Annotated in this window: 14 protein-coding genes; 2 read left to right on the top strand and 12 right to left on the bottom strand. The window is 71.5% G+C overall.

The window, feature by feature from the left end; translation table 11 throughout:
- Window positions 1–100: 100 nt before the first annotated feature.
- The 10 genes from ACZ6NZ_RS10960 to ACZ6NZ_RS10915 form a co-directional block, all read right to left on the bottom strand.
- The gene (locus ACZ6NZ_RS10960; protein ID WP_465858413.1) at window positions 101–1,024 is read right to left on the bottom strand and encodes an NAD(+)/NADH kinase; all 924 of its coding nucleotides are present in this window, start codon (window positions 1,022–1,024) and stop codon (window positions 101–103) included.
- Window positions 1,025–1,124: 100 nt separating this feature from the next.
- Entirely contained in the window at window positions 1,125–4,229 is a 3,105-nt protein-coding gene (locus ACZ6NZ_RS10955) for a M14 family metallopeptidase (RefSeq protein WP_465857836.1), read from the bottom strand.
- A 255-nt stretch (window positions 4,230–4,484) separates the two neighbouring features.
- Window positions 4,485–6,368, bottom strand: coding sequence for a polysaccharide biosynthesis protein (locus tag ACZ6NZ_RS10950; protein ID WP_465857835.1), 1,884 nt, complete (start codon window positions 6,366–6,368; stop codon window positions 4,485–4,487).
- Between the two features lie 104 nt (window positions 6,369–6,472).
- On the bottom strand, window positions 6,473–7,723 hold the full coding sequence (locus ACZ6NZ_RS10945; RefSeq protein ID WP_465857833.1) for a glycosyltransferase family 4 protein: 1,251 nt from the start codon (window positions 7,721–7,723) through the stop codon (window positions 6,473–6,475).
- Window positions 7,720–8,973 carry a glycosyltransferase family 4 protein gene (locus tag ACZ6NZ_RS10940; protein WP_465857831.1) on the bottom strand — a complete coding sequence of 418 codons (1,254 nt, stop codon included), beginning with the start codon at window positions 8,971–8,973 and terminating at the stop codon, window positions 7,720–7,722. Before ACZ6NZ_RS10940 ends, ACZ6NZ_RS10945 begins: the two co-directional genes overlap by 4 nt.
- Before the next feature lie 17 nt (window positions 8,974–8,990).
- Window positions 8,991–11,864, bottom strand: coding sequence for an O-antigen ligase family protein (locus ACZ6NZ_RS10935; RefSeq protein WP_465857829.1), 2,874 nt, complete (start codon window positions 11,862–11,864; stop codon window positions 8,991–8,993).
- Window positions 11,861–13,084 carry a glycosyltransferase family 4 protein gene (locus ACZ6NZ_RS10930; RefSeq protein WP_465857827.1) on the bottom strand — a complete coding sequence of 408 codons (1,224 nt, stop codon included), beginning with the start codon at window positions 13,082–13,084 and terminating at the stop codon, window positions 11,861–11,863. Before ACZ6NZ_RS10930 ends, ACZ6NZ_RS10935 begins: the two co-directional genes overlap by 4 nt.
- A 72-nt stretch (window positions 13,085–13,156) precedes the next feature.
- A complete protein-coding gene (locus ACZ6NZ_RS10925) occupies window positions 13,157–13,801 on the bottom strand; it encodes an acetyltransferase (RefSeq protein ID WP_366612501.1) in 645 nt (214 codons plus the stop codon).
- On the bottom strand, window positions 13,798–14,946 hold the full coding sequence (locus tag ACZ6NZ_RS10920) for a DegT/DnrJ/EryC1/StrS family aminotransferase (RefSeq protein ID WP_465857825.1): 1,149 nt from the start codon (window positions 14,944–14,946) through the stop codon (window positions 13,798–13,800). Before ACZ6NZ_RS10920 ends, ACZ6NZ_RS10925 begins: the two co-directional genes overlap by 4 nt.
- Entirely contained in the window at window positions 14,943–15,656 is a 714-nt protein-coding gene (locus tag ACZ6NZ_RS10915; RefSeq protein WP_465857823.1) for a sugar transferase, read from the bottom strand. Before ACZ6NZ_RS10915 ends, ACZ6NZ_RS10920 begins: the two co-directional genes overlap by 4 nt.
- A 239-nt stretch (window positions 15,657–15,895) precedes the next feature.
- Here ACZ6NZ_RS10915 and ACZ6NZ_RS10910 point away from each other — a divergent pair, with 239 nt between their 5' ends.
- Window positions 15,896–16,843: a DUF389 domain-containing protein gene (locus ACZ6NZ_RS10910; protein WP_465857821.1), complete on the top strand. Its 948-nt coding sequence runs from the start codon at window positions 15,896–15,898 to the stop codon at window positions 16,841–16,843.
- Here the strand turns inward: ACZ6NZ_RS10910 and ACZ6NZ_RS10905 are convergent.
- Window positions 16,773–17,309, bottom strand: a complete 537-nt coding sequence (locus ACZ6NZ_RS10905) for a hypothetical protein (RefSeq protein ID WP_465858412.1) — start codon at window positions 17,307–17,309, stop codon at window positions 16,773–16,775. The genes ACZ6NZ_RS10910 and ACZ6NZ_RS10905 overlap by 71 nt on opposite strands.
- A 281-nt stretch (window positions 17,310–17,590) precedes the next feature.
- A complete protein-coding gene (locus ACZ6NZ_RS10900; RefSeq protein WP_465857819.1) occupies window positions 17,591–20,080 on the bottom strand; it encodes a Tex family protein in 2,490 nt (829 codons plus the stop codon).
- Window positions 20,081–20,235: 155 nt separating this feature from the next.
- Between ACZ6NZ_RS10900 and ACZ6NZ_RS10895 the strand changes: the two genes are divergently transcribed.
- A complete protein-coding gene (locus tag ACZ6NZ_RS10895; protein WP_366612496.1) occupies window positions 20,236–21,747 on the top strand; it encodes a deoxyguanosinetriphosphate triphosphohydrolase family protein in 1,512 nt (503 codons plus the stop codon).
- Window positions 21,748–21,821: the final 74 nt, after the last annotated feature.

Here is a 21,821-nt window from a genome sequence, read left to right as displayed (position 1 = left end):
TCATGGAGTTATTGCCATTCGACACGGCGTGTCATGGCAATAACTCCATGATCGACGATGGTCAATGGTGGGGTGGGGGGTGGGGTGGGGGGTGGGGGGGTTAGCAGGGTGGGGGGTCGGCGGGTGGGGGGAGTTCCTGGCCGCGTCGGCGTAGCTCTTCGGGGAGCAGTTCGCGGAGCTGTTCGGGGAGGAACGGCAGGTCGAGCAGCGTCATCTTCAACTGGTTGCGCTCCTGGTAACGCAGCGGGTCGAAGCGGACCACCAGACCGGCGTCGCGCCGGTACGAGATGTCCACCGCCCCCTCCGTCGCGGCGTCGCGGAACACCAACCCGTCCATCTCCACGACGACCGGCGACGAGTTGGGCTGCAACTCCAACCGGATCTTCTCGTTCGGGGAGAGCACCACCGCCCGGGAGATGCCGGCCATCGGCGCCGCCGGGGTGATCACCACCGAGTCCGCCGCGGGGGAGATCAGTGGACCACCCGCCGCGTAGCTGTACGCCGTCGAGCCGATCGGGGTCGCGACCACGACGGCGTCGCTGCGGTAGTAGCCGTACTGCTGGCCGTCGATGGCGAGCGTGACGCTGACGAACCCGGCGCCCGGCTGACGGACCAACGCGATGTCGTTGAACGCCACCACGTCGTCACCGCACACGTCACAGGCGAGGCAGGCGTGCGACTCGATCGTGAAATCTCTCGACAGCAGCCGGCTCAGCGCCTCGGGCAGCCCCGGCGGTTCGATCTCGACGAGAAAACCCACCCGACCCAGGTGTACGCCGAGCACCGGCTTCGGGTTGAGAACGGCGGATCGCAGCGCACCCAGCATGGTGCCGTCGCCGCCGATGCTGATCAGCGCGTCGGCGCGGGACGCCACCTGGTCCCCCGGCACCGGTTCGACCGAGGACGGGACCCGGTGCTGATCCTCCTCGCGCACGTACAACGTCTTGTGGTGACGCGTCGCCCACCGTTCGATGATCCCGACCACCTCGGTGACATCCCGGGTGGGGTGCAGCACAAGTCCCAGCCCCGACACCCGTACAGCTCACCACATCGGCGGCGACCGTACGCGGCGTACACCGAAGGTGCGCCGACAGCCCGCGGGCCGTCGGCGCACCTCGCCGCCGTCAGGGGCGGGGCTGCCCGGTGAGGTGGGTCAGCGAGCGGGCGACCAGGTCGTCGCGGGCCGCCGGGGGCAGGCCCTCCAACCCGAAGCCCAGATACACGGTGTCCCCGGTGACCACCACGGAACCCTCCTCGAACGCCTGCTGGCTGCGCGACCAGTCGTTGGCGTTGCCACCGGAGCCGGCCGGTGGCCCGGCCACCGTCCAGCCTCCCAGGTCGGCGGACTCGAAGGAGGTCTCCGCCACCGTCGACCCGTCGACCACCACCCGGGCGTCGTCCAGGAAGACGCCGAGAGCCTGGGTGGACCAGTCCGAGGCGTACGTGATCGACACCTCGACCTGTTTGCCGGCGTACGCGGTCAGGTCGACAACGAACTCCTTCCAGCCGCCCGACGTGCCGGTCGCCGCGTTCCAGCTTCCGGTGCTGCCGGTGGGGGAGCAGCCCTCGCCCTGGTAGTGGGCGAGGAACGGGTGCAGCAGGTGCCAACCCGAGGCGCAGCTCTCCCCGGTGACCGTGCTGGTCTTGCCGTTGACGTCGGGCAGGGTCGTCCACTGGTCGCTGCCCACCTCGTGCGCCTCGACGAAGAGGAAGTCCCAGTTCTGCTCGATCTCGTACGAGGTGAAGAAGCGCAGTTCTCCGCTGCTCGCCCCGCTGAGGTCCACAGTGCGGGTGAGCCGCTTGTACGACTCGTCGGCCTGCCCGCTGTGCAGGTACCACTCACCCGTGCGCGGGTCGAACGGCGCGCCACCCGGTCGGGCCCAGCCCACCGGCGCGGAGCTGGCGAACTGCGGGAACTCGTCCGGCGGCAGGAAACTCGACGTGGTCAGGAACGACGCGGTGTGCCCCTGGTTCTCCGCCGAACCGGGGGCGTTGAGCTGCCCGGTGAAACCGGTGAACGCGCCGTCGCTTCCGGCGACCGGGAACGGCTCTCCCTCCGGCGCGGTGCCGCCGTCGCTGACGTACGTGTGCGCCCCCAACCAGTACTGCTGGAAGTCGTTCAGCAGTGGCAGGCAGGCGAGATCGTCGGCGTCGGTGCACTCCGGCGGCGCGTCCGGGTGGTAGACGTACGAACCGTTGGCACCCTGGGCGAACAACGCGTACTGGCCGCTGACCAGGAGCTTCCCGCCCTCGTTCAGGTAGTCCCGGACGGCCAGTTCGGTGTCCAGCGCAGCCCTGGCCGTGGTGCCGGCGACCTGGCCGGGGGAGCGCATGATGATGTCGTCACCGGTTTCCCACACCACGGCCCGGTAGTGCGACAGGACACCGAGCGGGTGCGGAGCCTTGCGGCCCATCGCGTCGAAGTCGTACACGTCGGTGGTCCGCCCGGCGGCGCTCAGCGATGCCGCGACCTCGTCGGCGTACTTGGCGGTGGTGCCGGTCTGCGCCGGGCTGAGGCCGGTGACGTCCTCGGCGGCGAGGATCAGCACGTCCCCTCCGACGTCGCTGTGCACCCGGTAGGTGAAGTGTTCGCTTGCGACCACTCCGGACCGGGGCTTGTTGCCGGTGAACCAGACCTCCACCCGGTCGCCCGGCTTCGTGCCACCGACCCTGCCGCGAAGCTCCGCGTAGTAGTCGTCGTGCGTGCCGCCGTACCGCTCACCGCCGCGCCACTCGCGGACCGCGACGGTCTTCGGCCGCCCGCCGTTGATTACGTAGTGCATCTTCACGTTCTTCAGCGCCCGCCGGGTGATCGCGGCGACCTGCTGGGTGCGCCCGTACGAGGTGTCGAAGGCGTCCACCACGAAGTCCGGGGTGCTCCGTCCGACGACCGAGACCGGCTCGTCCGGGTCCGCCGCCGACTTGGCCACGGCCAGCGCGAAGGGCAGGTTCTTGCTCACCTCCCCAGCGATCAACTCCTCGTCGTCGGGGAAGATGAAGCCGCTGACGCAGTCCTCCGGGCGCCACTCGTCGTCGGGGTCGACCGCCGAGGCGGCCTCACACGTGGACATCTCGGGGGTGAAGCCCAACGTGCCGTACCGAACGGTGGCGTGGCTGTCGGTGTCACCGTTCGTGGTGTAGAGCTCGGCGGAGATGTCCGGGTCGTAGCCGGGCACCGCCGGGTGCGCGTCGTCACCGGCCATCGCCTTGTAGATCTCGTCGTCCGGGGTGGGAGTGCTCACCTGCCAACCGAGGCCGTAGAGCAGCAGTTCGGCCGCCGAGTGGTAGTTGACGAAGAACTCGAACCCGACCCGCTTGAAGAGCCGGTCCAGTGCCTTGGTCTCCGGTTCCGAGTTGGGGCCCGGGCCCCGGTAGGTCTCGCTGTTCGGCTCCGGTGACGAGCCCTCGTTGTCGTACCCCCACTTGTAGCTGAAGTTGCGGTTGAGGTCGACGCCGTCGCTGGCGCTGATCTGGCCGTCGCCGTTGTTGTCCCGCAGGTTCTTGCGCCACAGGCGGTTGCCGGGGGTGAAGGTGTGGTCGTAGCCGTCCGGGTTGGCCACCGGCAGAAACCACAGCTCGGTCGTGTCCAGGACTCTGGTGATCTCCCGGTCGGTGCCGTAGCTGTCCAGGACGTGGTGCATCAGTCGACGGGTCATCTCCGGGGTGATCCACTCGCGGGCGTGCTGCGCGCCGGCGTAGAGCACGGCGGGCCGCTTCCCGTCCTCGACGGTCCGCGCGTTCCTGGTGACCTTGACGGCGACGATCGGTTGGCCCTGCTGCGTGCGGCCGATCGTCTCCACCTTGGCCAGCTGGGGATATCGGGCCGCTGTGGCGTTCAGCTCGTCCCGCAGGCCGCCCGGCTCCCCATAGGGCCGGAACGCCGTCCAACCCGCCGCCGCCTGCTCCCGCAGCGCCTGCGACGCGTCCTTGCCGCGCACCTTCTTCACCGCCAACGGGACGCCCTGGTCGGTCAGCCGTTTCGCCTGCCGGCGGCTGAGCACCGTCTCGACGGTCGTGCGGCCGGATGCGTCCGCCTTCGCGTCGTGGCCGAGGTCGACCCCCACCGCGCGCAGTTGCTCCCGCTGTTTCGCGTTGACAGTGCCGACGTACACCTCCAGGCCGTCGCGGACGCCCGGGTCGGACGGCGGCCGCGCGCTGGCCGGTGGGGTCAGTGCCAGTGCGCCGAGCAGGGTGACCACGCCGGCGATCGCCAGTCGTCTCGGTCTCATCGCGCCTCCTTGGGTGAAGGACCTGTAGGCGCGAGCCTTCGGTGTGTTGCTATCGATGTCAATCAGTCGATGGTCGGTTCGTTGCTGACCGTGTCGGCGTTGGTGCCAGGTGTGACGCTGAACGCGAGGTGGGCTGACGGCGTGGGCGGGTGCTCGTCGACCACCTCGCGATGATCGGGCCGGGCCGGAAAACCGGGACCCCGCAGGCGCGCCGGGAATTCATCCCGGACGTCACCTGCGGGGTCGGTGTCGTGCTCAGCTCGCGCTGGGTGCCGAGGCTGTCGACTTGACGGCCTGCTGCGCGACGACGCCGGTCGACTGGGCGCACAGCCACGCGAGCCGGTCGATGATCTTCTCGGGGTCCTCGAACGGGTCCAGCGTGGTGATCTCGATGGGGTCGAGTGGGGGCACTTCCACGTGCGAGATGAGCGGGTGCAGCGGGCGCAGGTCCCGCTCGCCGGCGCCGATCAGGTCCTCGTGGAGCTTCTCGCCCGGCCGGAGCCCGGTGTAGACGATCTGGACCGGTCCGGGTGCCTGGCTCGCCAACTGGCGAGCGATGTCGTCGATCCGTACCGGCTCGCCCATGTCGAGGACGAGCGCCTCGCCGTCGCGGCCGATGCCGGCGGCCTGGAGCACCAGGTGCACCGCTTCCTGCACTGTCATCAGGTAACGCGTCACGTCGGGGTGGGTGACAGTGATCGGCAGGCCCGCCTCGATCTGGGCCCGAAACGCCGTGACGACCGACCCTCGGCTGGACAGGACGTTGCCGAAGCGGACGCTGAGGAACGTGCCGCCGTGCGTCGCGGCGGCGTTCGCGGTCAACCGCTCCGTGATCCGCTTGGAGTAGCCGAGAACACTGACCGGGTCGGCGGCCTTGTCGGTCGAGATGTTGACGAACCTCGCCACGTCGCGGCACGCGTTGAGCACTGTCTGCGTGCCGAACACGTTCGTCTTGACCGCCTCGCCCGGGTGGCGTTGCAGCAGTGTCAGGTGTTTCAGGGCCGCCGCGTGGAACACGATGTCGGGTCGGCGTTCCGCCATCACCCGCCGGATCCGTTCCTCGTCGCGCAGGTCGGCGAGGATCAGCTCGGGGCTGTCCAACATCGCCCGGCCCGACATCGACAGTTGCAGGGCGTGCAGGGCCGACTCGTCCCGGTCGAGCATCATCAGTTCGCCTGGATCGGCCCGCATGATCTGGCGGCACAGCTCGGAGCCGATCGACCCACCGGCGCCGGTCACCAGGATCCGGCGTCCGCGCAGCTGGGACTCCGCGTCCCGGAGGTCGCCGATCACCTGTCGTCGTCCGAGCAGGTCCGCCATGTCCGGGTCGCGAACGTCGTTCACGGTGATCCGATGGTCGACGAGTTCCCGTACCGAAGGAAGGATCTTGAACGTCGCCCCGGTCTTCAGGGTGCTCTCGCGAACCTCGTTGATCAGTTCGGAGTCGGCGTTGGCGGCGGAAAAGATGACCATCTTCGCGCCGGTACGCCGCACGACCGTGTCGATGTCGGAGCGAGAGCCGAGCACCCGCACGCCGGCCAGCGACAGGTGGCGTTTCTGCGGGTCGTCATCGAGCATGCCGACGGGCAGGAACTGCCCTGCCGGATCACTCAGCATGGCCCGCAGCAGCCCCTGACCGGCGGAGCCCGCGCCGAAGAGCAGCACCGGCTCGGCGCGGCCGGCGTCCGGGCGCAACGTCCGGTCGCTGCGGCTGCGGTACGCCAGACGGGTGGCGAGCATGACGGCCAGCGCGATCACCGCGCCGACGAGCGGCGTGCTCGCGGGCACCGGTCGGGAGGTCATGGGCACGAGGGCGATCAGCAGGAGTACGCCGGTGGTGAGGGCCGTGTTGGCGAGCCCCTGCATCTCCTCGACGCTGCCCAGGGGATGCCGGCCGGACAGGTTGCGGCGAACGGCGGACACGGCGAGGTGCGCTGCCGCGGCGACCACGCCCATGCCGATCGCGCGGGCCAGGGCGGGGCCGGTGAGCGAGAACTCGAAGCGCACCCACGCGGCGACGGCGAAACCCGCGATCCAGGCGAGGGTGTCCGCGGCGAGGAGGCGGCCGACCAGTCGAAGGTTGCGATGCGACCGGCCGAGGCGTATGGAATCGCTGGGGCTTGTCCCCGAAGGTTGCATGTGGAAACTCCTGCTGCGATAGCGGCCCATCCGGGGTTAAACCACCAAGATGGTCTTATTGGCGTCTACCAAAACTAATCACTTTATGACGGGTTTATTGCTGTTTACGAAGTTTGTCCAGCTGCTGACCTGGCCGACTGTCGTGGCATCACCGCCCCCCGCAGCACGTCCTCGAACCGTTCGAAGAGCAGGTCGCGGTCGAACTCGTTGGCGGCGACCACCCGCGCCGCGGCCCGCGCCGCGGCGGTCCTGGCCGGATCGCTGACGAACGCGCCAGCGAGCGTCGCCGCCGCGGCGGGATCTCCCGCGGGCAGCACGAGTCCGGCGCCGCTACGGCGCAGGATGTCGGCGATCCATCCCTCGTGGTTGACCGCGACCGGCCGACCCGCGGCCCACCCGTCGAAGACCTTGTTGGCCGAGTTGGCGTGCAACGCGGGCTCGTCGCGCACCGTCGAGACGGCGAGATCGCAGGCACCGAAGAACGCCACCACCTCGGCCTTCGGCACCTGGTCGACCATGAACAGGTTCCGGTCCAGGACGTCGGACGCGGCTGCCTGTGCGCGCACCTGTGCCGTCTCCGCGCCCTGCCCGACGATCGCGATCCGCACGTCGGGGTGGTCACGACGCAGCGTCTCGGCCATCCGCACCAGATAGCCCACGTCGTTGACGAACCCGAGCGTCCCCGCGTACAGGATCAGAGGACGGTCGCCCAACCACGGTGTGCGATCCCGAAGCGCTCGGCCGGCGGCGTCCGCGTCGGCGAACAACTGACGGTCGCAGCCGTTGGGAATGACCGTCACCGCGGCCTCGGGGTGCCGTGCCCGGACGCCCGCCGCCATCCCCGGCGACAGCGCCAGGATGTGAGCGGCGTTGCGGTAGGCCCACCCCGCCAGACCGGTGGCCGCACGTCGCGTCAGTGGCGACCGCAACGCGCCCAGCGCGATCGGCACCTCCGGCCAGAGATCGCGTACCTCCAGCACCAGCGGCGTCCGTCGGCGGCGGGCGGAGTAGACAGCGGGCAGCGCGATGGTCAGCGGCGTGCTGGTCGCGAAGACGACGTCCTGCTCCAGCGACGCCGCGCGCGGAGCCGCCAACCGGGCGAACTGCCCGAAGGCCGAGAGCCGCTCCCGGAAGGACATCGCGTTGCGGTAGGGGACAGCCGCCCAGTGCACCACCACGCCCGCCTCGACGGTGGTCCGCCAGGTCTGCCGGGCGTCCGACGAGGGCTCGGTGTCGCTGGTCACCACGTGCACGTCGTGGCCGTTGCGGACCAGACGGCGGGCGAACTCGTACGACCGGGTGCCGCCGGACATGGCCGGTGTGCGGAAGTACTGGTGCAGGTAGACGATCCTCACCGGGTCACCCCGGCTCGGTCGGCGCTCAGCTGTCGGTAGGACTCCTGCACGACGGAGACCTGGCGGGACCAGGACTCCGACGTCTCGATGAAGCGTCGGTTGCGCTCTTGCAGATTCGGCTCCAGCGGGCGGGCGGCCATGAGTTGTTCCGCCAGCGCGGTCTCCAACGGCCCGGTGAGGATGTCGGCCGCCATGCCGTCGTCGACCATCTCGCGATATGGCGGCAGATCCGCGAGCAGAAGCCGGCAACCGGCGAGCGCCGCCTCCAGCACCGTGCAGCTGCGCTGGTCGAAGCGAGGAACGGAGATGCTCACCTCACTCGCCCGCATCAGCCGGAAGGTGTCCTCCGGTGTCAGAGAGCGGTCCAGGACCGTGACCCGCCCGGGCAGGCTCGCGGCGAGTTCGTGGGCTTCGGCGACGCACCGTCGCTGCGCCGCGGCGGCCGCCGCCTCGGCGGGACGGTGCCCGGCCAGGACGACGAGGTGAAGGTCGGGACGAGCGCCGGCCACCCGGGCGAACGCCCGCAGGACCTCGGACGTGCGGTAGACGGGACCGGCCGTCCGGGCGGCGAACAGCACTGTCGCATCGGCCGGGATGCCGAACTCGGCCCGCACCGACGCCGGCGTCACGGTGTCCCGGAGCGCGAACAGCTTGTCGTCCACTCCCCACGACACGGTCTGGGTGCGGTCCGCCGGTATCCGGTAGCGCGCGATGATCTCGGTACGGACCGACTCCGCGGTGGGAAGGACGAGGTCGCAGCGGCGAAGGGCGGCGCGGGCGACCCATCTGCGGACTCGCGACCGGCGCGCCGACTGCAGGTCGACTCCCCAGGGCGTGACCACCCGGGCGGGTCGACGCGGGGCCAGCAGCGACAGCAGACCCGCCATCCCTACCGAGTGCACGTGCAGCACGTCGGGGCGAGCCTCGCGCGTCTGCCGCCGCAGCCACCAGCCGGCGGCGGCGAGCTGCCACACCGCTCCCCACCGTCCCTTGCGGGTCCGGCCGGTCCCGGGCGCCACGCGCAGTTCGACGCCGTCGATGGGCTCCGCGTCGATCCAGCTGACCGCGATGACCGGATGACCGCGTTCGGCCAGGGCGACCGCCCACTTGCGGGCGTGCAGCGAGCTTGCGCCGCAGAGCAACATGACGGACGGAAGTACGGGCGTGGGGGCCGGGCCCGGGGCGGCCCGCTGCCGACGTGGCTGGTCGTGGCTCTCGATCGTCGGTGTGTCGGGACGCGTCGCGGTCACCTTCGTCTCCTTCATGATCACGTCAGGACCTTGTCGGCGGCGGACCGTCCGCGGCGCAGGCCGTAGCCGCTCTGGTCGGGCGTCCACGCCGGTCGGGTCCGCACGGAGTGCTTCGGCCCGGCGGGACGCGGGTCGGTCACGCGTTCCGGCTCGGCCTGCGAACGGGCCGTGGCGACGGCCAGGAGCAGCACGAACGGGATGAGCACCGGCAGGGTGAGCAGCGGCTCACCGAAGAGGCTGCACCCCCCGATCGCAGCCATGCCGAGCACTGCCGCCTCCGCGCTCTGGTCGCCGGCGCGCAGGCGTCGACGGGCCTGGCGGATCACGATGAACAGGAGCCCGCCGACCAGGAGGACGCCGACCAGCCCGGTCTGGGCCAGCACCGTGAGGTAGGTGTTGTGGGCGTGGTTGAGGCTGTCGAGCTGCACGTCGACCGCGGCCACGGTGACCTCGGGCTGGAAGTACTCCGGCAGGTGGGCCCGGAAGTTCTGGAAACCCACGCCGGCGAGAGGGTGGTCGGCGGCCATCCGCAGGGCACTGAGCCACAGGTCGAGGCGTACGCTGCTGGAGCTGTCCAGCCTCCCGTCCACTGTGGTGTACGAGATCCGCTCGGCCACCTGGTCCGGCACCAGTTGTACCCCGGTCAGGCCGACGGCGAGGACGACGACCATGCCGGTCAGAGCCAGGGCCACGGTGCGTCGTCGCTGGATCGCGAAGCAGAGCAGGAGCAGCGCTCCGCCGATGTACGTCGATCGGCTGTAGGACAGCACCACGCTGACGACCACGGCGGCGATAGCCGCGACGGTCAGGACGCGGGCTGTGCCCGACACGCCCGGTCGCAGCCGGGCCAGCAGCACGGCGAGCGCCAGCAGCAACATCGGCCCCCACGCGTTGTGGTTCAGGCTGCTGAGGGATTCGGCGAGGTCCGGGTTCTCCTCGGCGAGCACCGGCGCTCCGATCAGGGCGAGCGCGGCGTGGAACAGACCGACGCCGGTCGCCGCGACCGCGAACACGAGCAGGACGGACCGTGAGCGGGCTCGGGCAGTGTCGATGAGTGGAATGCAGGCCAGGGGTATCGCGATCGCGGCGACCGACCGGAACGCCTGGTTGGGTTGGCCACCGATCGTCACACCGAGAGCGAGGACGCAGGTCAGCCCGGCCACGATGAGGACGGCGGGGGTGCTGCGGCGGGTCGCCCGGCCACGGAGCAAGGTGCCGACCAGGGTGCAAAGGATCAGCGCCAGCAGCGGCGTGGTGCTGCTGGCCGCCGGGGCGATGGGCAGTTGCGACGCGGGCACCGCCAGAGCGATGCAGTAGAGGCCGAAGCCGGGCAGGATGATGACCAGCACCACCACGGCGAGGGCGGCCAGCCGCAGCAGGAACGAGGTGTCCTGCACCGCCACCACACCGGCGGCCACGCCGGCGACGAGTACGCCGGCCGCTCGTCCCCACGCCGGCAGCAGGGAGTCGCGGTCCGGTGTCGTTGGCCTCGCGTGCCGGCCGCCCCGTTCAGTCGTCATTCTGGCCGGACCGTTTCTCCGGCCCTGGACAGGCCGGTAGTCGAGGAAGGCCCAGCCGACGACCAGGCCGTAGAGGACGTATCCGGCCGACACGGCGACGCCCGCGCCGAGCGTGCCGAAGCGTGGGATCAGGACGACCATGGCGAGCAGCCCGCCGATGGCGGCGCTGACGGCCGCCAGGGTCGGCGGGCCCGGACGGTCGACGGCCGTCAGGTAGCTCTGCGCGGTGCGGGCGACCGCGAGCACGATGAGGCCGGGCAGCATCGCCCAGAGCACCGGTACGGCCTCGGCGAACTGCGGGCCGAAGAGCAGCGGGAAGGCCAGCGGCGCGACAGCGGCCAGCAGCCCCGCCCCGACGGCGGTGATGAGCAGTGTCTGCACCGACATCCGACGGACCGTGTGCCAGTCGGCGCCGCCGTGTGCGACCGCCGGCACCAGGATGAGACTGAGCGCCACCGGGAGCACCAGGAGCATCTCGGCGAACGGCACCGCGACCGAGTAGACGCCGACGGCGCCGGCACCGGCCACCAGGTGGATGGCGGGGACCTGGCTGCGCACCATCGCGAACTGGGCCAGGTTGGGCGCGTACACCCGGCGGGCGAACGCCCGGTACGCGGGCGCGTCCTGGGGTGTGCCGGGGTCGCGGCTCAACGGCAGAGCGCGGACGAGCAGCACCGTCGCGGCGCAGAGCTGGCCGACGAGGTACGCGCCGATGACCGTGTCGGTGTCGGCCCGGTCGGTCACCGTCAGGGCGACGAGCAGCAGTCCGTAGACGAGCAGCCCTCCGATGACGGTCCAGTTGTAGACCGATGCGCGACTGCGGCCGATCTCGGCCGTGCCGAGCAGCGAGGAGAGCAGCACCACGGGGCCGAGGCTCAGCGCGAGGGCGAAGGTGACCGGGTCGAGCCCGATCCGGACGGTTGGCCCGACCACCAGCGCCAGCGCCCCCCAGGCCGCTGCCACGCCGACGCCCACCGTTGCGACGTGGCGCAGGCTCCACCACACGGTTCGACGGTGGGCGGCGGCCGAAGCCCCCGCGAAGCGGAGGTTGGCCGTCTCCATTCCCACCGTGAGGACCGCTCCGAAGATCGCCGCACACGCGAGGACGACCGCCACCACACCCCGGTCGTGCGGGCCGAGGACCCGGGCCGCCAACACGCCGGTCGCCAAGCTGACGGCCAGGAGCACGACCCTGGTCCCGACGGACCCGGCGGCGGCAGCCGACACGCTCTGCTCCGAGGCACGCGCCGACGGGCCGGGACCGGTGGCGGGCGGGCCGCTTGCGGCGAGGTCCCGACCGCCTGTCACCGACGGCCCGGTATCCGCACCGGGGCTGACGCCCGGACCGAGGGGCGGCGTCGCGGCCGTCACCGGGCCACCTCGCGTGGGAGGCCGGCCTGCGGCAGTGGACGACCGTCGAGCGCCGCCCGGTAGATCGCCTCGACGTCGGCGACCGTCCGCCCGATGTCGAAGAGGTCCAGACAGCGGCTGCGTCCGAGCCGGGCCATGGCAGCCCGCCGCTGAGGATCCCGCAGCAGGTCGGCGACGGCATCGGCCAGCGCCTCCGGGTCTGCCGGAGGCACCAACAGGCCGCTCTCGCCATGTTGCACGGTGTCGGGCAACCCGCCGACGTCGCTGGCCACCACGCCGCGCTCCATCAGCAGCGCCTCGATGGTGGCGTACGACGCGGACTCCTCCAGCGACGGTGTGACCGCCACGTCGAGACCGGCCAGGACGCTCTGCACGTCGCTGCGGCGACCGGTGAAGTGCACGCGCTCGGCGACGCCCAGTCGGACGGCACGTTCCTCCAGCTCACGCCGGTAGCCCACGTCGCCGGTGAACTCGTCGCCGACGACGAAGAGGTGGGCGTCCGGCACCCGGTCCAGCAGGCGCGGGGCCGCGTCGAGGAAGACCTCGTGGCCCTTGAAGCCGATGTCCTGGAACGCCTGGAGTCGGCTGCGGTACATGTGCGCGAGCATTCCGACGGTGGGGGTGGTGGCGGTCAGCCCGAACTCCGCCCGGAAGGACTCCCCACTCGCGGTCGGATCGAGCCGGTGCACGTCACAGCCGTAGTGACTGACCGTGACCGCTCGCGCGCCCAGGCTCCGGTACCGTTCGGCGAACGCGTGACACGACCCGATCAGGACGTCCACCCGGCGCAGGGTGGCGCGATCGATGCGGTTGAACAGTGGGCTGCGCAGGTGGACGGTGCCGGCGATCTGGTTGACCAGCAGCGGTCGGCGGGCGGCGAGACTGGCCAGGCGGCAGACGACGTTCGCCTTCACCAGATGGCCGTGCACCACATCGGGGTCGAAGCGCCGGACCAGGCGGACGAGACGCAGTTGTGCCGCCGCGACCCGGGGGAGCTGCCGCGGGCGCCAACCGGACATCGACACGATCTCGGTACGGACCCCGGCCGCCCGGAGGCGGTCGGTGAGTGGGCCCTCGCCCGGTACGACAGCGCAGACCTCGTGGCCCAGCCGCGCCAACCCGGTCACCTGGTCGTAGAACCAGTCCCCGCCGACGGCCGTACTTGTCACCTGGAGAACGCGCAGTGGCCGGTTGCCGGCACCGCGGCGGTGTGTGCTCACGTCCTGCTCCTCGTGCCGGACCACATGGGCGCGGCGTCGGTGTCGATCCCGTCTGGTCTCGGTCAGTGCTGGTCAGCGCGCCGGTACGCCCTTGACCACGACATCGGCGGGAACGTCTCTGGTCACGCAGGCACCCGCTCCGACGGTGGCGTCGCTACCGATGCGCAGCCCCTGGAGCACCGCGGCGGTGGTGCCGATCAGCACCGCCTCGCCGAGCTGGCAGTCGCCCGAGACGGCAGCGAGTGGATTCACCGAGACGAAGTCGGCGAGAGCGGTGTCGTGACCGACCGTCACGTTCTGGTTGAGATGCACGTGCCGGCCGATGGTCACGTTGGTGGTGACCCGGGCGCCGGCGAACGCCAGGAACCCGGGGCCGTGCTCCGTGTCCGGCCCGACCGTCGCCGCCGGGTGGATGAGGCTGGTCGCCGGCGTCCCGTAGGCGTCGACGCGCTGGGCCACCGCCCGTCGGGTCCGAGGGTCCCCGATGCCGATGACGTGATGGGTGTCGGCAGGGGCGTCGCGCAGCCACGGCAGCCCGCCGAGGTACGGGACGTCCAGTCTCTGCACCCGTTTGAGGTTCTCCTCGCTGGGTCGGTCGTCGACGAAGCCGACCAGGTGCCATCGAGGTCGGCCCGCGGCGGCGTTCATCGCCCGAGCGATGCCCAGCGCCTCGCGTCCGTGTCCACCGCAGCCCACGATCACCAGTGGAATCGTCATGCCGCCCGTACCCCGCTGTGGCTGGTCAGGAACTCGTCGATCGCCTCGAAGACCCGCCCGACCTGTTGCTCGGTCAGGCCGCTGCCACTGGGTAGGGCGAGGCCGTGGGTGAAGAGCCGGTCGGCGGCCCCGGTGAGCAGACTCTCGGCACCGGCGAAGACGGGCTGGCGGTGCATCGGGTTCCAGACGGGCCGCGTCTCGATGCTCCCGCCGGCGAGGTGGGCTGCCAGGTCGGCGGCCCGCCAGCCGCAGTGCTGGTCGTCCACCGTGATGACGGTGAGCCAGCAGTTGGAGTCGACGTCGTCGATGCCGACCAGCTCCACGCCGGGCACCGGTGCGAACACCTTGGCGTACTGGTCGCGTAGTTGACGGCGGCGGGAGATCATCCCGTCCAGCCGGACCAACTGGGCCCGACCGAGCGCGGCCAGCAGGTTGCTCAGGCGGTAGTTGTACCCGGTCTCGCGGTGCTCGTAGTGCGGCGTCGGTTCCCGCGCCTGCGTGGCGAGGTGACGGGCCTTGGCCAGCAGTGCCGCGTCGTCGGAGACGAGCATCCCACCGCCGGAGGTGGTCATGATCTTGTTGCCGTTGAAGGAGAGCGCCGCGACCTGCCCGAAGGACCCGGCCGGGCGGCCTCGGTGGTGCGAGCCGAGCGCCTCGGCGGCATCCTCGACCAGCGGGACGCCGGCCTCGGCGCAGAGCGGGACGAGCCCGGTGTAGTCGACGCAGCTGCCGAACATGTCGACGGGCACGACCGCGCCGACCCGCTCACCGCGGGACCGCAGCCGTCGCAGCAGGTCGTCGACCAGGCCCACGTCCACGTTGCCGGTGCGGGGGTCACAGTCGACGAAGACCGGGCGGGCCCCGATGTAGCGGACGGCGTTGGCGGTGGCGATGAAGGTGAGGGTGGGCACGATGACCACGTCGCCGGGCCCGACGCCGACGCCGAGCAGCGCCAGGTGCAGGGCGGCCGTCCCGGAGTTGACGGCGACCGCCCCGCCGGTGCCCACCCGCTCGGCGACGTCGTGTTCGAACGCCTGAAGGTCGGGGCCGACCGGGGCGACCCACCCCGAGCGGAGGGCGGCGACCAGGTACGACTCCTCCAGCGGCCCGATGTCCGGCGGGGACAGGTACACGGTCTCCCTCATCGGGCACCGCCCGAGCCGGTGGTAGCGGTGGTCGAGGTGGTGCGTGCGGGCGGGGACCAGTGCGGCGTACCCATGAACTCGGGAGCCGTGACGGACCCCGCCGCGGAGATTCCCTCGCGCCGCAGCACGGTCCGTACTGTCGCGACGAGAATCGACAGGTCGGTTCTCATGGTGTGGCTGTCCACGTACCGCACGTCGAAGTCCAGCTTCTCTTCCCAGCTGATGCTGTTGCGTCCGCGCACCTGGGCCAACCCGGTGACGCCGGGGCGTACCTCGTGCCGTCGGGCCTGGTGGGGGGAGTAGCGACCGAGGTACTCGGGCAGCAGTGGCCGGGGGCCGACCAGGCTCATGTCACCCCGCAGCACGTTCCAGAGCGTGGGCAGTTCGTCCAGGCTGCTGGCGCGCAGCCAGCGTCCGAGTGGAGTGAGTCGTTCCCGGTCGCCGAGCAGGCCGAGACTCAGGTTGGGTGGCCGCATGGTGCGGAACTTGACCATCTCGAAGGGCTGGCCGTGCAGTCCGGCACGGCACTGGCGGAACAGCACCGGGCGGCCGAGGCCCACCGCGACCAGCACCGTCACCACGAGCAATGCCGGTGACGACAGGATGAGAAGGACTGCCGCGACGACGACATCGACGATCCGCTTACCCCGCTGCGGGCTGGTCCGGGGCAGCGACAGGTCGGCGTCGACGAGACCACCAGGCACCGGCACGTTGGACCTCCCATGCGATGTTCACAAAAGGTACGTATTATTCATACCAGGACAGACCGTATGGCGAGGCTGATTAGCGACTCTCGGTCCGCATTCCCCCGATCAACCCCGAAACCCCGTAGTCGGACACGGCCAGATCCGTGCCCTTGTGCAGCTCTTGCGGCCGATGGACCGAGCGGTAGAGTCGCGGCGACCGGTCGGGCGAGGGAAGAACCAGCCGGTCGGGCGAGGGAGATGACGTGTTGCACCTGAGGGTGGTCGCGCCGGTGGACCGGTCGGCGGAGGTCGTCGACATGCTGGCCGAGGAGCCTGGGGTGACCCATCTGGCCGTGCTCCCCGGTGCCGCCCGGCAGCCAACCGGCGATCTGATTCTCTGTGACGTGGTGCGGGAGAGCGCCGACCGCGTCCTGGGGCAGTTGCAGCGGATCGGCGTGGACACCGACGGCGGCATCGCGGCCGAGGACGTCGAGTTGACCATTTCCGCGGCGGCCGACCGGGCGGCGGACAGGGCCCCGGGCAGCGGCGCGGACGCGGTGGTCTGGGACGAGATCGCCGCGAAGACCGGCGAGCAGACCGAACTGTCCGGCACCTACCTCGTGCTGATCGTGGTGGCCACCATGATCGCCGGCATCGGTGTGCTGCTGGACCAGCCGATCCTCATCGTCGGGGCGATGGTGGTCGGCCCGGAGTTCGGCCCTCTCGCCGCGCTGTGTGTGGCGCTGCTGCGCCGCCAACTCGGGGTGGTCGGCCGCTCCGTGCAGGCTCTCGCGGTCGGCTTCCTGGCGGCCATGGTGGCGACCGTGCTGAGCACCTGGGCGCTGACCGCCGCCGGTCTGGTCAGTCGGGAGATGCTGCTGGCCGACCGTCCGCTCACCGACTTCATCTGGCGGCCGGACGCGTTGTCCTGGGTGGTCGGACTACTCGCCGGTGTCGCCGGCATGCTCTCGCTGACGTCGAAGAAGTCCGGCAGCCTGGTCGGCGTGCTGATCTCGGTCACCACGGTGCCGGCGGCGGCGAACGTGGCGGTGGCGGCCGCCTACGGAGTGTGGGACGAAGCGGGCGGCTCGGCGCTCCAACTGGTGATCAACCTAAGCGCGATCGTCCTTGCCGGCCTGCTCACCCTCGTGGTGCAGCAGGCCTGGTGGTGGAACCTGGCCCGTCGGGCCCGTCGTCCAGCAGCCGGCTGAGCAGCGTCCGCAGCGGGATCGACTCACCGTCGCGGCCCCCCGCTCCGACGACCAACGGCGCCGGGCTGGGCTGCGGGTCGACGCCGAACAGCCGGGCCCGCAGACCTCCCGGCACAGTCAGCAGGTGGAACCGGCCCGCCACGTCCACCGCGCGGGTCTCGGCCCGGTCGACGTACCACCCGGTCAGCCCGGTCCGGTAACGCCCACGCCCGTCGTACCCCCGGGCGACCAGCCGGGTGGTGCGCAGCCCCCGCCGGGTCGCCTCGGCCACGAACCAGGCGACCAGCTCCGCCGCCTCCGCGTGCTCGGCGGCCCGCCGCCGCGCGTCCGCGTCGGCGTGCGCCCGCACCGCCTGCCGCTGCTGATCCCGCCACTCCCGGGCGTCTCGCTGACCCACGACGCCGACGGTACGCGAGTCCACTCGGTCGAGCACGGCCCGCAGCGTGTGCCGGGCGATGCCGGCCATCACCGGGTTGGTCACGAGTACGGCAGCGCATTGATCGCCCGCTGCCACCGCCGCTGCCGGTCGCTGCCGCTGCCAGTGCGGGTCGCCGCCCGCGGCCGTCCTCGGCGGGGCTGGGCTCACCTTGACGGCGCGATGGCTCCAGATCTTGGACAGTTTCCGTTCTGACAGAACGGAAACTGTCCAAGATCTGCTGTGCCTCGGCGTTGCGATGGCGAGCGCCGTCGCCGAGGTGCCCGGACGGCCGCCCGTTCGGCCGCATTCCGGTCACCTCTCGCGCTGGGTCAGGCCAGTCCGGCGCGGCGCAGGGCCTCCGCCATCGCGTCATTGGCCGGCGCGGGTGCGCCCTGCCGTTGCCCGCCGCGACCACCCTGCTGCCCGCCGCTTCGACCGCCCTGCCCACCACGACCGCCCGATGAGCCGCCACGACCGTCCTGCCCACCGCGACCGTCCTGCCCGCCGCGACCGCCCTGCCCACCGCTACGACCGTCCTGCCCGCCGCGACCACCCTGCGGCGCGCGCTGCGCCGGGCCGCCCCGCCCCTCCTGGCCCGCCCGACCACCACCACCGCCGCCACCACCGGCGGCGGGTTCGTCGTCCAGGCGCAGGGTCAGTGAGATGCGCTTGCGGGGTACGTCCACGTCGAGCACCCGGACCTTGACCACGTCGCCGGACTTCACCACCTCGCGGGGGTCCTTCACGAAGGTCCGGGACATCGCCGAGACGTGCACCAGGCCGTCCTGGTGCACCCCGACGTCGACGAACGCGCCGAACGCGGCCACGTTGGTGACCACGCCCTCCAGCACCATCCCCGGGTTCAGGTCGCTGATCTTCTCCACCCCCTCGACGAAGGTGGCGGTGCGGAACTCCGGGCGGGGATCGCGGCCCGGCTTCTCCAGCTCGGCGAGGATGTCGGTGACGGTGGGGAGACCGAACCGGTCGTCGACGAAGTCGGTGGCCCGCAGCCCGCGCAGGATGCCGCTCTTGCCGATTACCGAGCGCAGGTCCTGGCCCGTGGTGGAGAGGATGCGACGCACCACCGGGTACGCCTCGGGGTGCACGCTGGAGGAGTCCAACGGGTCGTCGCCACCGGGGATGCGCAGGAAGCCGGCGCACTGTTCGAACGCCTTCGGCCCGAGCCGCGCCACCTTCTTCAACTCGGTACGCGTGCGGAACGGCCCGTTGGCGTCGCGGTGCAGCACGATGTTCTCGGCCAGGCCGGCGCCGATCCCGGAGACCCGGGTCAGTAGCGGCGCGGACGCGGTGTTGACGTCCACCCCGACCGCGTTCACGCAGTCCTCCACGACCGCGTCCAGCGACCGGGACAGCTTCACCTCGGACAGGTCGTGCTGGTACTGCCCGACGCCGATCGAGCGCGGGTCGATCTTGACCAGCTCTGCGAGGGGGTCCTGGAGGCGGCGGGCGATGGAGACCGCGCCGCGCAGCGACACGTCCATCCCGGGCAGCTCCTGGGAGGCGTACGCGGAGGCGGAGTAGACCGACGCGCCGGCCTCGGAGACCATCACCTTGGTCAGACCGAGCTGCGGGTGTCGGGCGATCAGATCAGCGGCGAGCTTGTCGGTCTCGCGGGAGGCCGTGCCGTTGCCGATCGCGATCAGCTCCACCCCGTGCGCCCCGGCCAGCCGGGCGAGGGTCTCCACCGATGCGTCCCACTGCCGGCGCGGCTCGTGCGGATAGATCGTGTCGGTGGCGACCACCTTGCCGGTGGCATCCACGACGGCCACCTTCACGCCGGTCCGTAGTCCCGGGTCGAGGCCCATCGTGGGCCGGGTGCCGGCCGGCGCGGCCAGCAGCAGGTCCCGCAGGTTGGTGGCGAAGACCCGGACGGCCTCCTCCTCGGCCGCCTGCCACAGCCGCATCCGCAGGTCCGCGCCGAGGTGGATGAGGATCCGGGTACGCCACGCCCAGCGGACCGTGTCGGCGAGCCAACGGTCGGCCGGGCGGCCCGCGTCGGACACCCCGAACCGACCGGCGATGGCCGCCTCGTACCGGGTCGGGCCGGTCGGTACGGTGTCCGCCTCGCCCGCCTCCTCCGACTCCATGGTCAGGTCGAGCACGCCCTCCTTCTCGCCCCGGAACATCGCCAGGATCCGGTGCGAGGGCAGCTTCGGGTACGGCTCGGAGAAGTCGAAGTAGTCGGCGAACTTGGCGCCGGCCGTCTCCTGACCCTCGCGTACCCGGGAAACCAGCCGGCCCCGCGACCACATCTGCTCGCGCAGCGTGCCGATCAGGTCGGCGTCCTCCGCGAAGGTCTCGATGAGGATGGCCCGGGCACCCTCCAACGCGGCGGCGGCGTCGGCGACGCCCTTGTCCGCGTCGATGTACCCGGCGGCCGTCAACCGAGGGTCCTGGCCCGGGTCGGCCAGCAGCGTCTCGGCCAACGGGGCCAATCCGGCCTCGCGGGCGATCTGCGCCCGGGTCCGCCGCTTCGGCTTGTACGGGAGGTAGATGTCCTCCAGCCGGGACTTCGAGTCGGCGGCCATGATCTGCGCTTCCAGGGCCTCGTCCAACTTGCCCTGGCCGCGGATCGACTCCAGCACCGCGGCCCGCCGCTCGTCCAGCTCGCGCAGGTAGCGCAGCCGCTCCTCCAGGGTGCGCAGCTGGGTGTCGTCGAGCAGGCCGGTGGCCTCCTTGCGGTAGCGGGCGATGAACGGCACTGTGGCGCCGCCGTCGAGCAGCTCCACGGCCGCCCGCACCTGACGCTCGGCCACGCCGAGCTCGTCGGCGATCCGGTGATGAACAGACTGGGTCACGATCTCGATCCGCCTTCGGGAGTGGGTACCGGTTGCATTCTGCCGGGCGGCCCCGGTGGCTGTCGCCGCGCCCGGCCGGGGCGGCGGACCGCACCGCATCGCCCGGCCGGGGTGACCGGCGGCGGTCCTGTCGGGCCTGCGCTAGCGTTGCGATCATGGAATCTGCTGCGGAGCCGCGTGCCCGGCGGCTCTTCGGCGGCAGCGCCCGGGCCCTCGGCGACCTCACGGCCAACCCGTTCCGAGCCGACCGGGACCGGATCGTCGGCTCGCCGTTCTTCGCCCGCCTCGGTGGCGTCACCCAGGTGATCAGCCCGGTCGGCTCCGGGCTGCTGGTGCACAACCGGCTCACCCACAGCCTCAAGGTCGCCCAGGTGGCCCGGGCGGTCGCCGAGCGGTTGGGCGCGGACGAACGGTGGCGTGACCTGCTGGACAAGCTCGGCGGCTGCGACCCCGACGTGGTGGAGGCGGCGGCGCTCGCCCACGACCTCGGCCACCCACCGTTCGGGCACCTGGGCGAGCGGGTGCTGGACCGGCTGGCCCGCCAGCGTCTCGGCCTCTCCGACGGTTTCGAGGGCAACGCGCAGTCGTACCGCATCGTCACCAGCACCGAGATCCGGGGTGCGGCCACCACCGGGTTGGACCTGACCGCTGCGGTCCGCGCGGCGATGCTGAAGTACCCGTGGACCCGCCTGGACCACCCGGACCCGCACCCGCGCACCATGGACCCGCCGCCGCGCGGCGCCACCCCGCCGCCGGACGACCCGGAGAGCGGGTCGTCGAAGTTCGGCGCGTACCGGACCGAGCTGGACGACCTGCGGCAGGCCCGGGCACCGTTCGCGGACCGCATCCCGGACTGGCAGCAGACCGTGGAGGCGTCCGTGATGGACACCGCCGACGACATCGCGTACGCCATCCACGACGTGGAGGACTTCTACCGGGTCGGGGTGCTCCAGCAGGGTTCGGTCTCCGCGGAGTTGATGGCCTGGCAGCGCGAGAGCGGGCAGCTGCGGGCGATCACCGACGCGGCGCTGGCCACGGCTGCCCGGCGACCCGGGGCGGCGATCGAGCGGCTACGCCGGCAACTGCACCGCAAGGACGCCTGGATCGCCGACGACGACGCGTTCGCCGCGGCCGTCGAGCACGTCCGCGAGGAGTTGGTGGACGGGCTGCTCGCGATGCCGTTCGACGGCTCGATCGAGGCCGAGCAGTATGTGGCCCGGTTCTCCGCCCGCTGGTCCACCCGTTTCGTCGAGGCGATCACGGTCACCGAACAGCCGTCGGTGCGCTCCGGGCACGTGCTGCTGGGCTGCGCCCAGTGGCACGAGGTGCAGGTGCTCAAGTTCGTCCACCACCGGTTCGTGCTGGCCCGCCCGGACCTCGCCCTGCACCAGCGCGGCCAGGCCCGGCTGCTGGGCACCCTGGTCGAGGCGCTCTGGGAGTGGCTGCTCGACCCGGAGGAGGAGTCCCGGCTGCCCCGCCGGTTGCACGACCTGGTCGAGCTGGCCGAGGCGGAGCTGCACCCGCGTACCCCGGACCGGATCGGTCGGGCGCGGGGCCGGGCCATCGTCGATTTCGTCGCGCAGCTCACCGACGGTCAGGCGGTGGCCATGCTGGACGCGCTCTCCGGCCGGTCCGGCGCGCTCTGGACCGACGCGTTCGTGCTCTGACCCGACCGGCGGTGCCTGCGACGGCCCGCCTCAGGCGATCCTGCGACGGCCCGCCTCAGGCGCTGCCTGCTCTG

The sequence above is a fragment of the Micromonospora sp. NPDC047756 genome, from assembly GCF_055587245.1.
Note: the sequence above shows the minus strand (reverse complement) of the source record. Positions and strands in the feature narration are given on the sequence as shown.

Bases quoted from the DNA above. Each gene is read 5' to 3' on its own strand.
- ACZ6NZ_RS10955 (WP_465857836.1), bottom strand. From the start codon at position 4,229: ATGAGACCGAGACGACTGGCGATCGCCGGCGTGGTCACCCTGCTCGGC.
- ACZ6NZ_RS10950 (WP_465857835.1), bottom strand. From the start codon at position 6,368: ATGCAACCTTCGGGGACAAGCCCCAGCGATTCCATACGCCTCGGCCGG.
- ACZ6NZ_RS10925 (WP_366612501.1), bottom strand. From the start codon at position 13,801: ATGACGATTCCACTGGTGATCGTGGGCTGCGGTGGACACGGACGCGAG.
- ACZ6NZ_RS10920 (WP_465857825.1), bottom strand. From the start codon at position 14,946: ATGAGGGAGACCGTGTACCTGTCCCCGCCGGACATCGGGCCGCTGGAG.
- ACZ6NZ_RS10905 (WP_465858412.1), bottom strand. From the start codon at position 17,309: ATGGCCGGCATCGCCCGGCACACGCTGCGGGCCGTGCTCGACCGAGTG.
- ACZ6NZ_RS10895 (WP_366612496.1), top strand. From the start codon at position 20,236: ATGGAATCTGCTGCGGAGCCGCGTGCCCGGCGGCTCTTCGGCGGCAGC.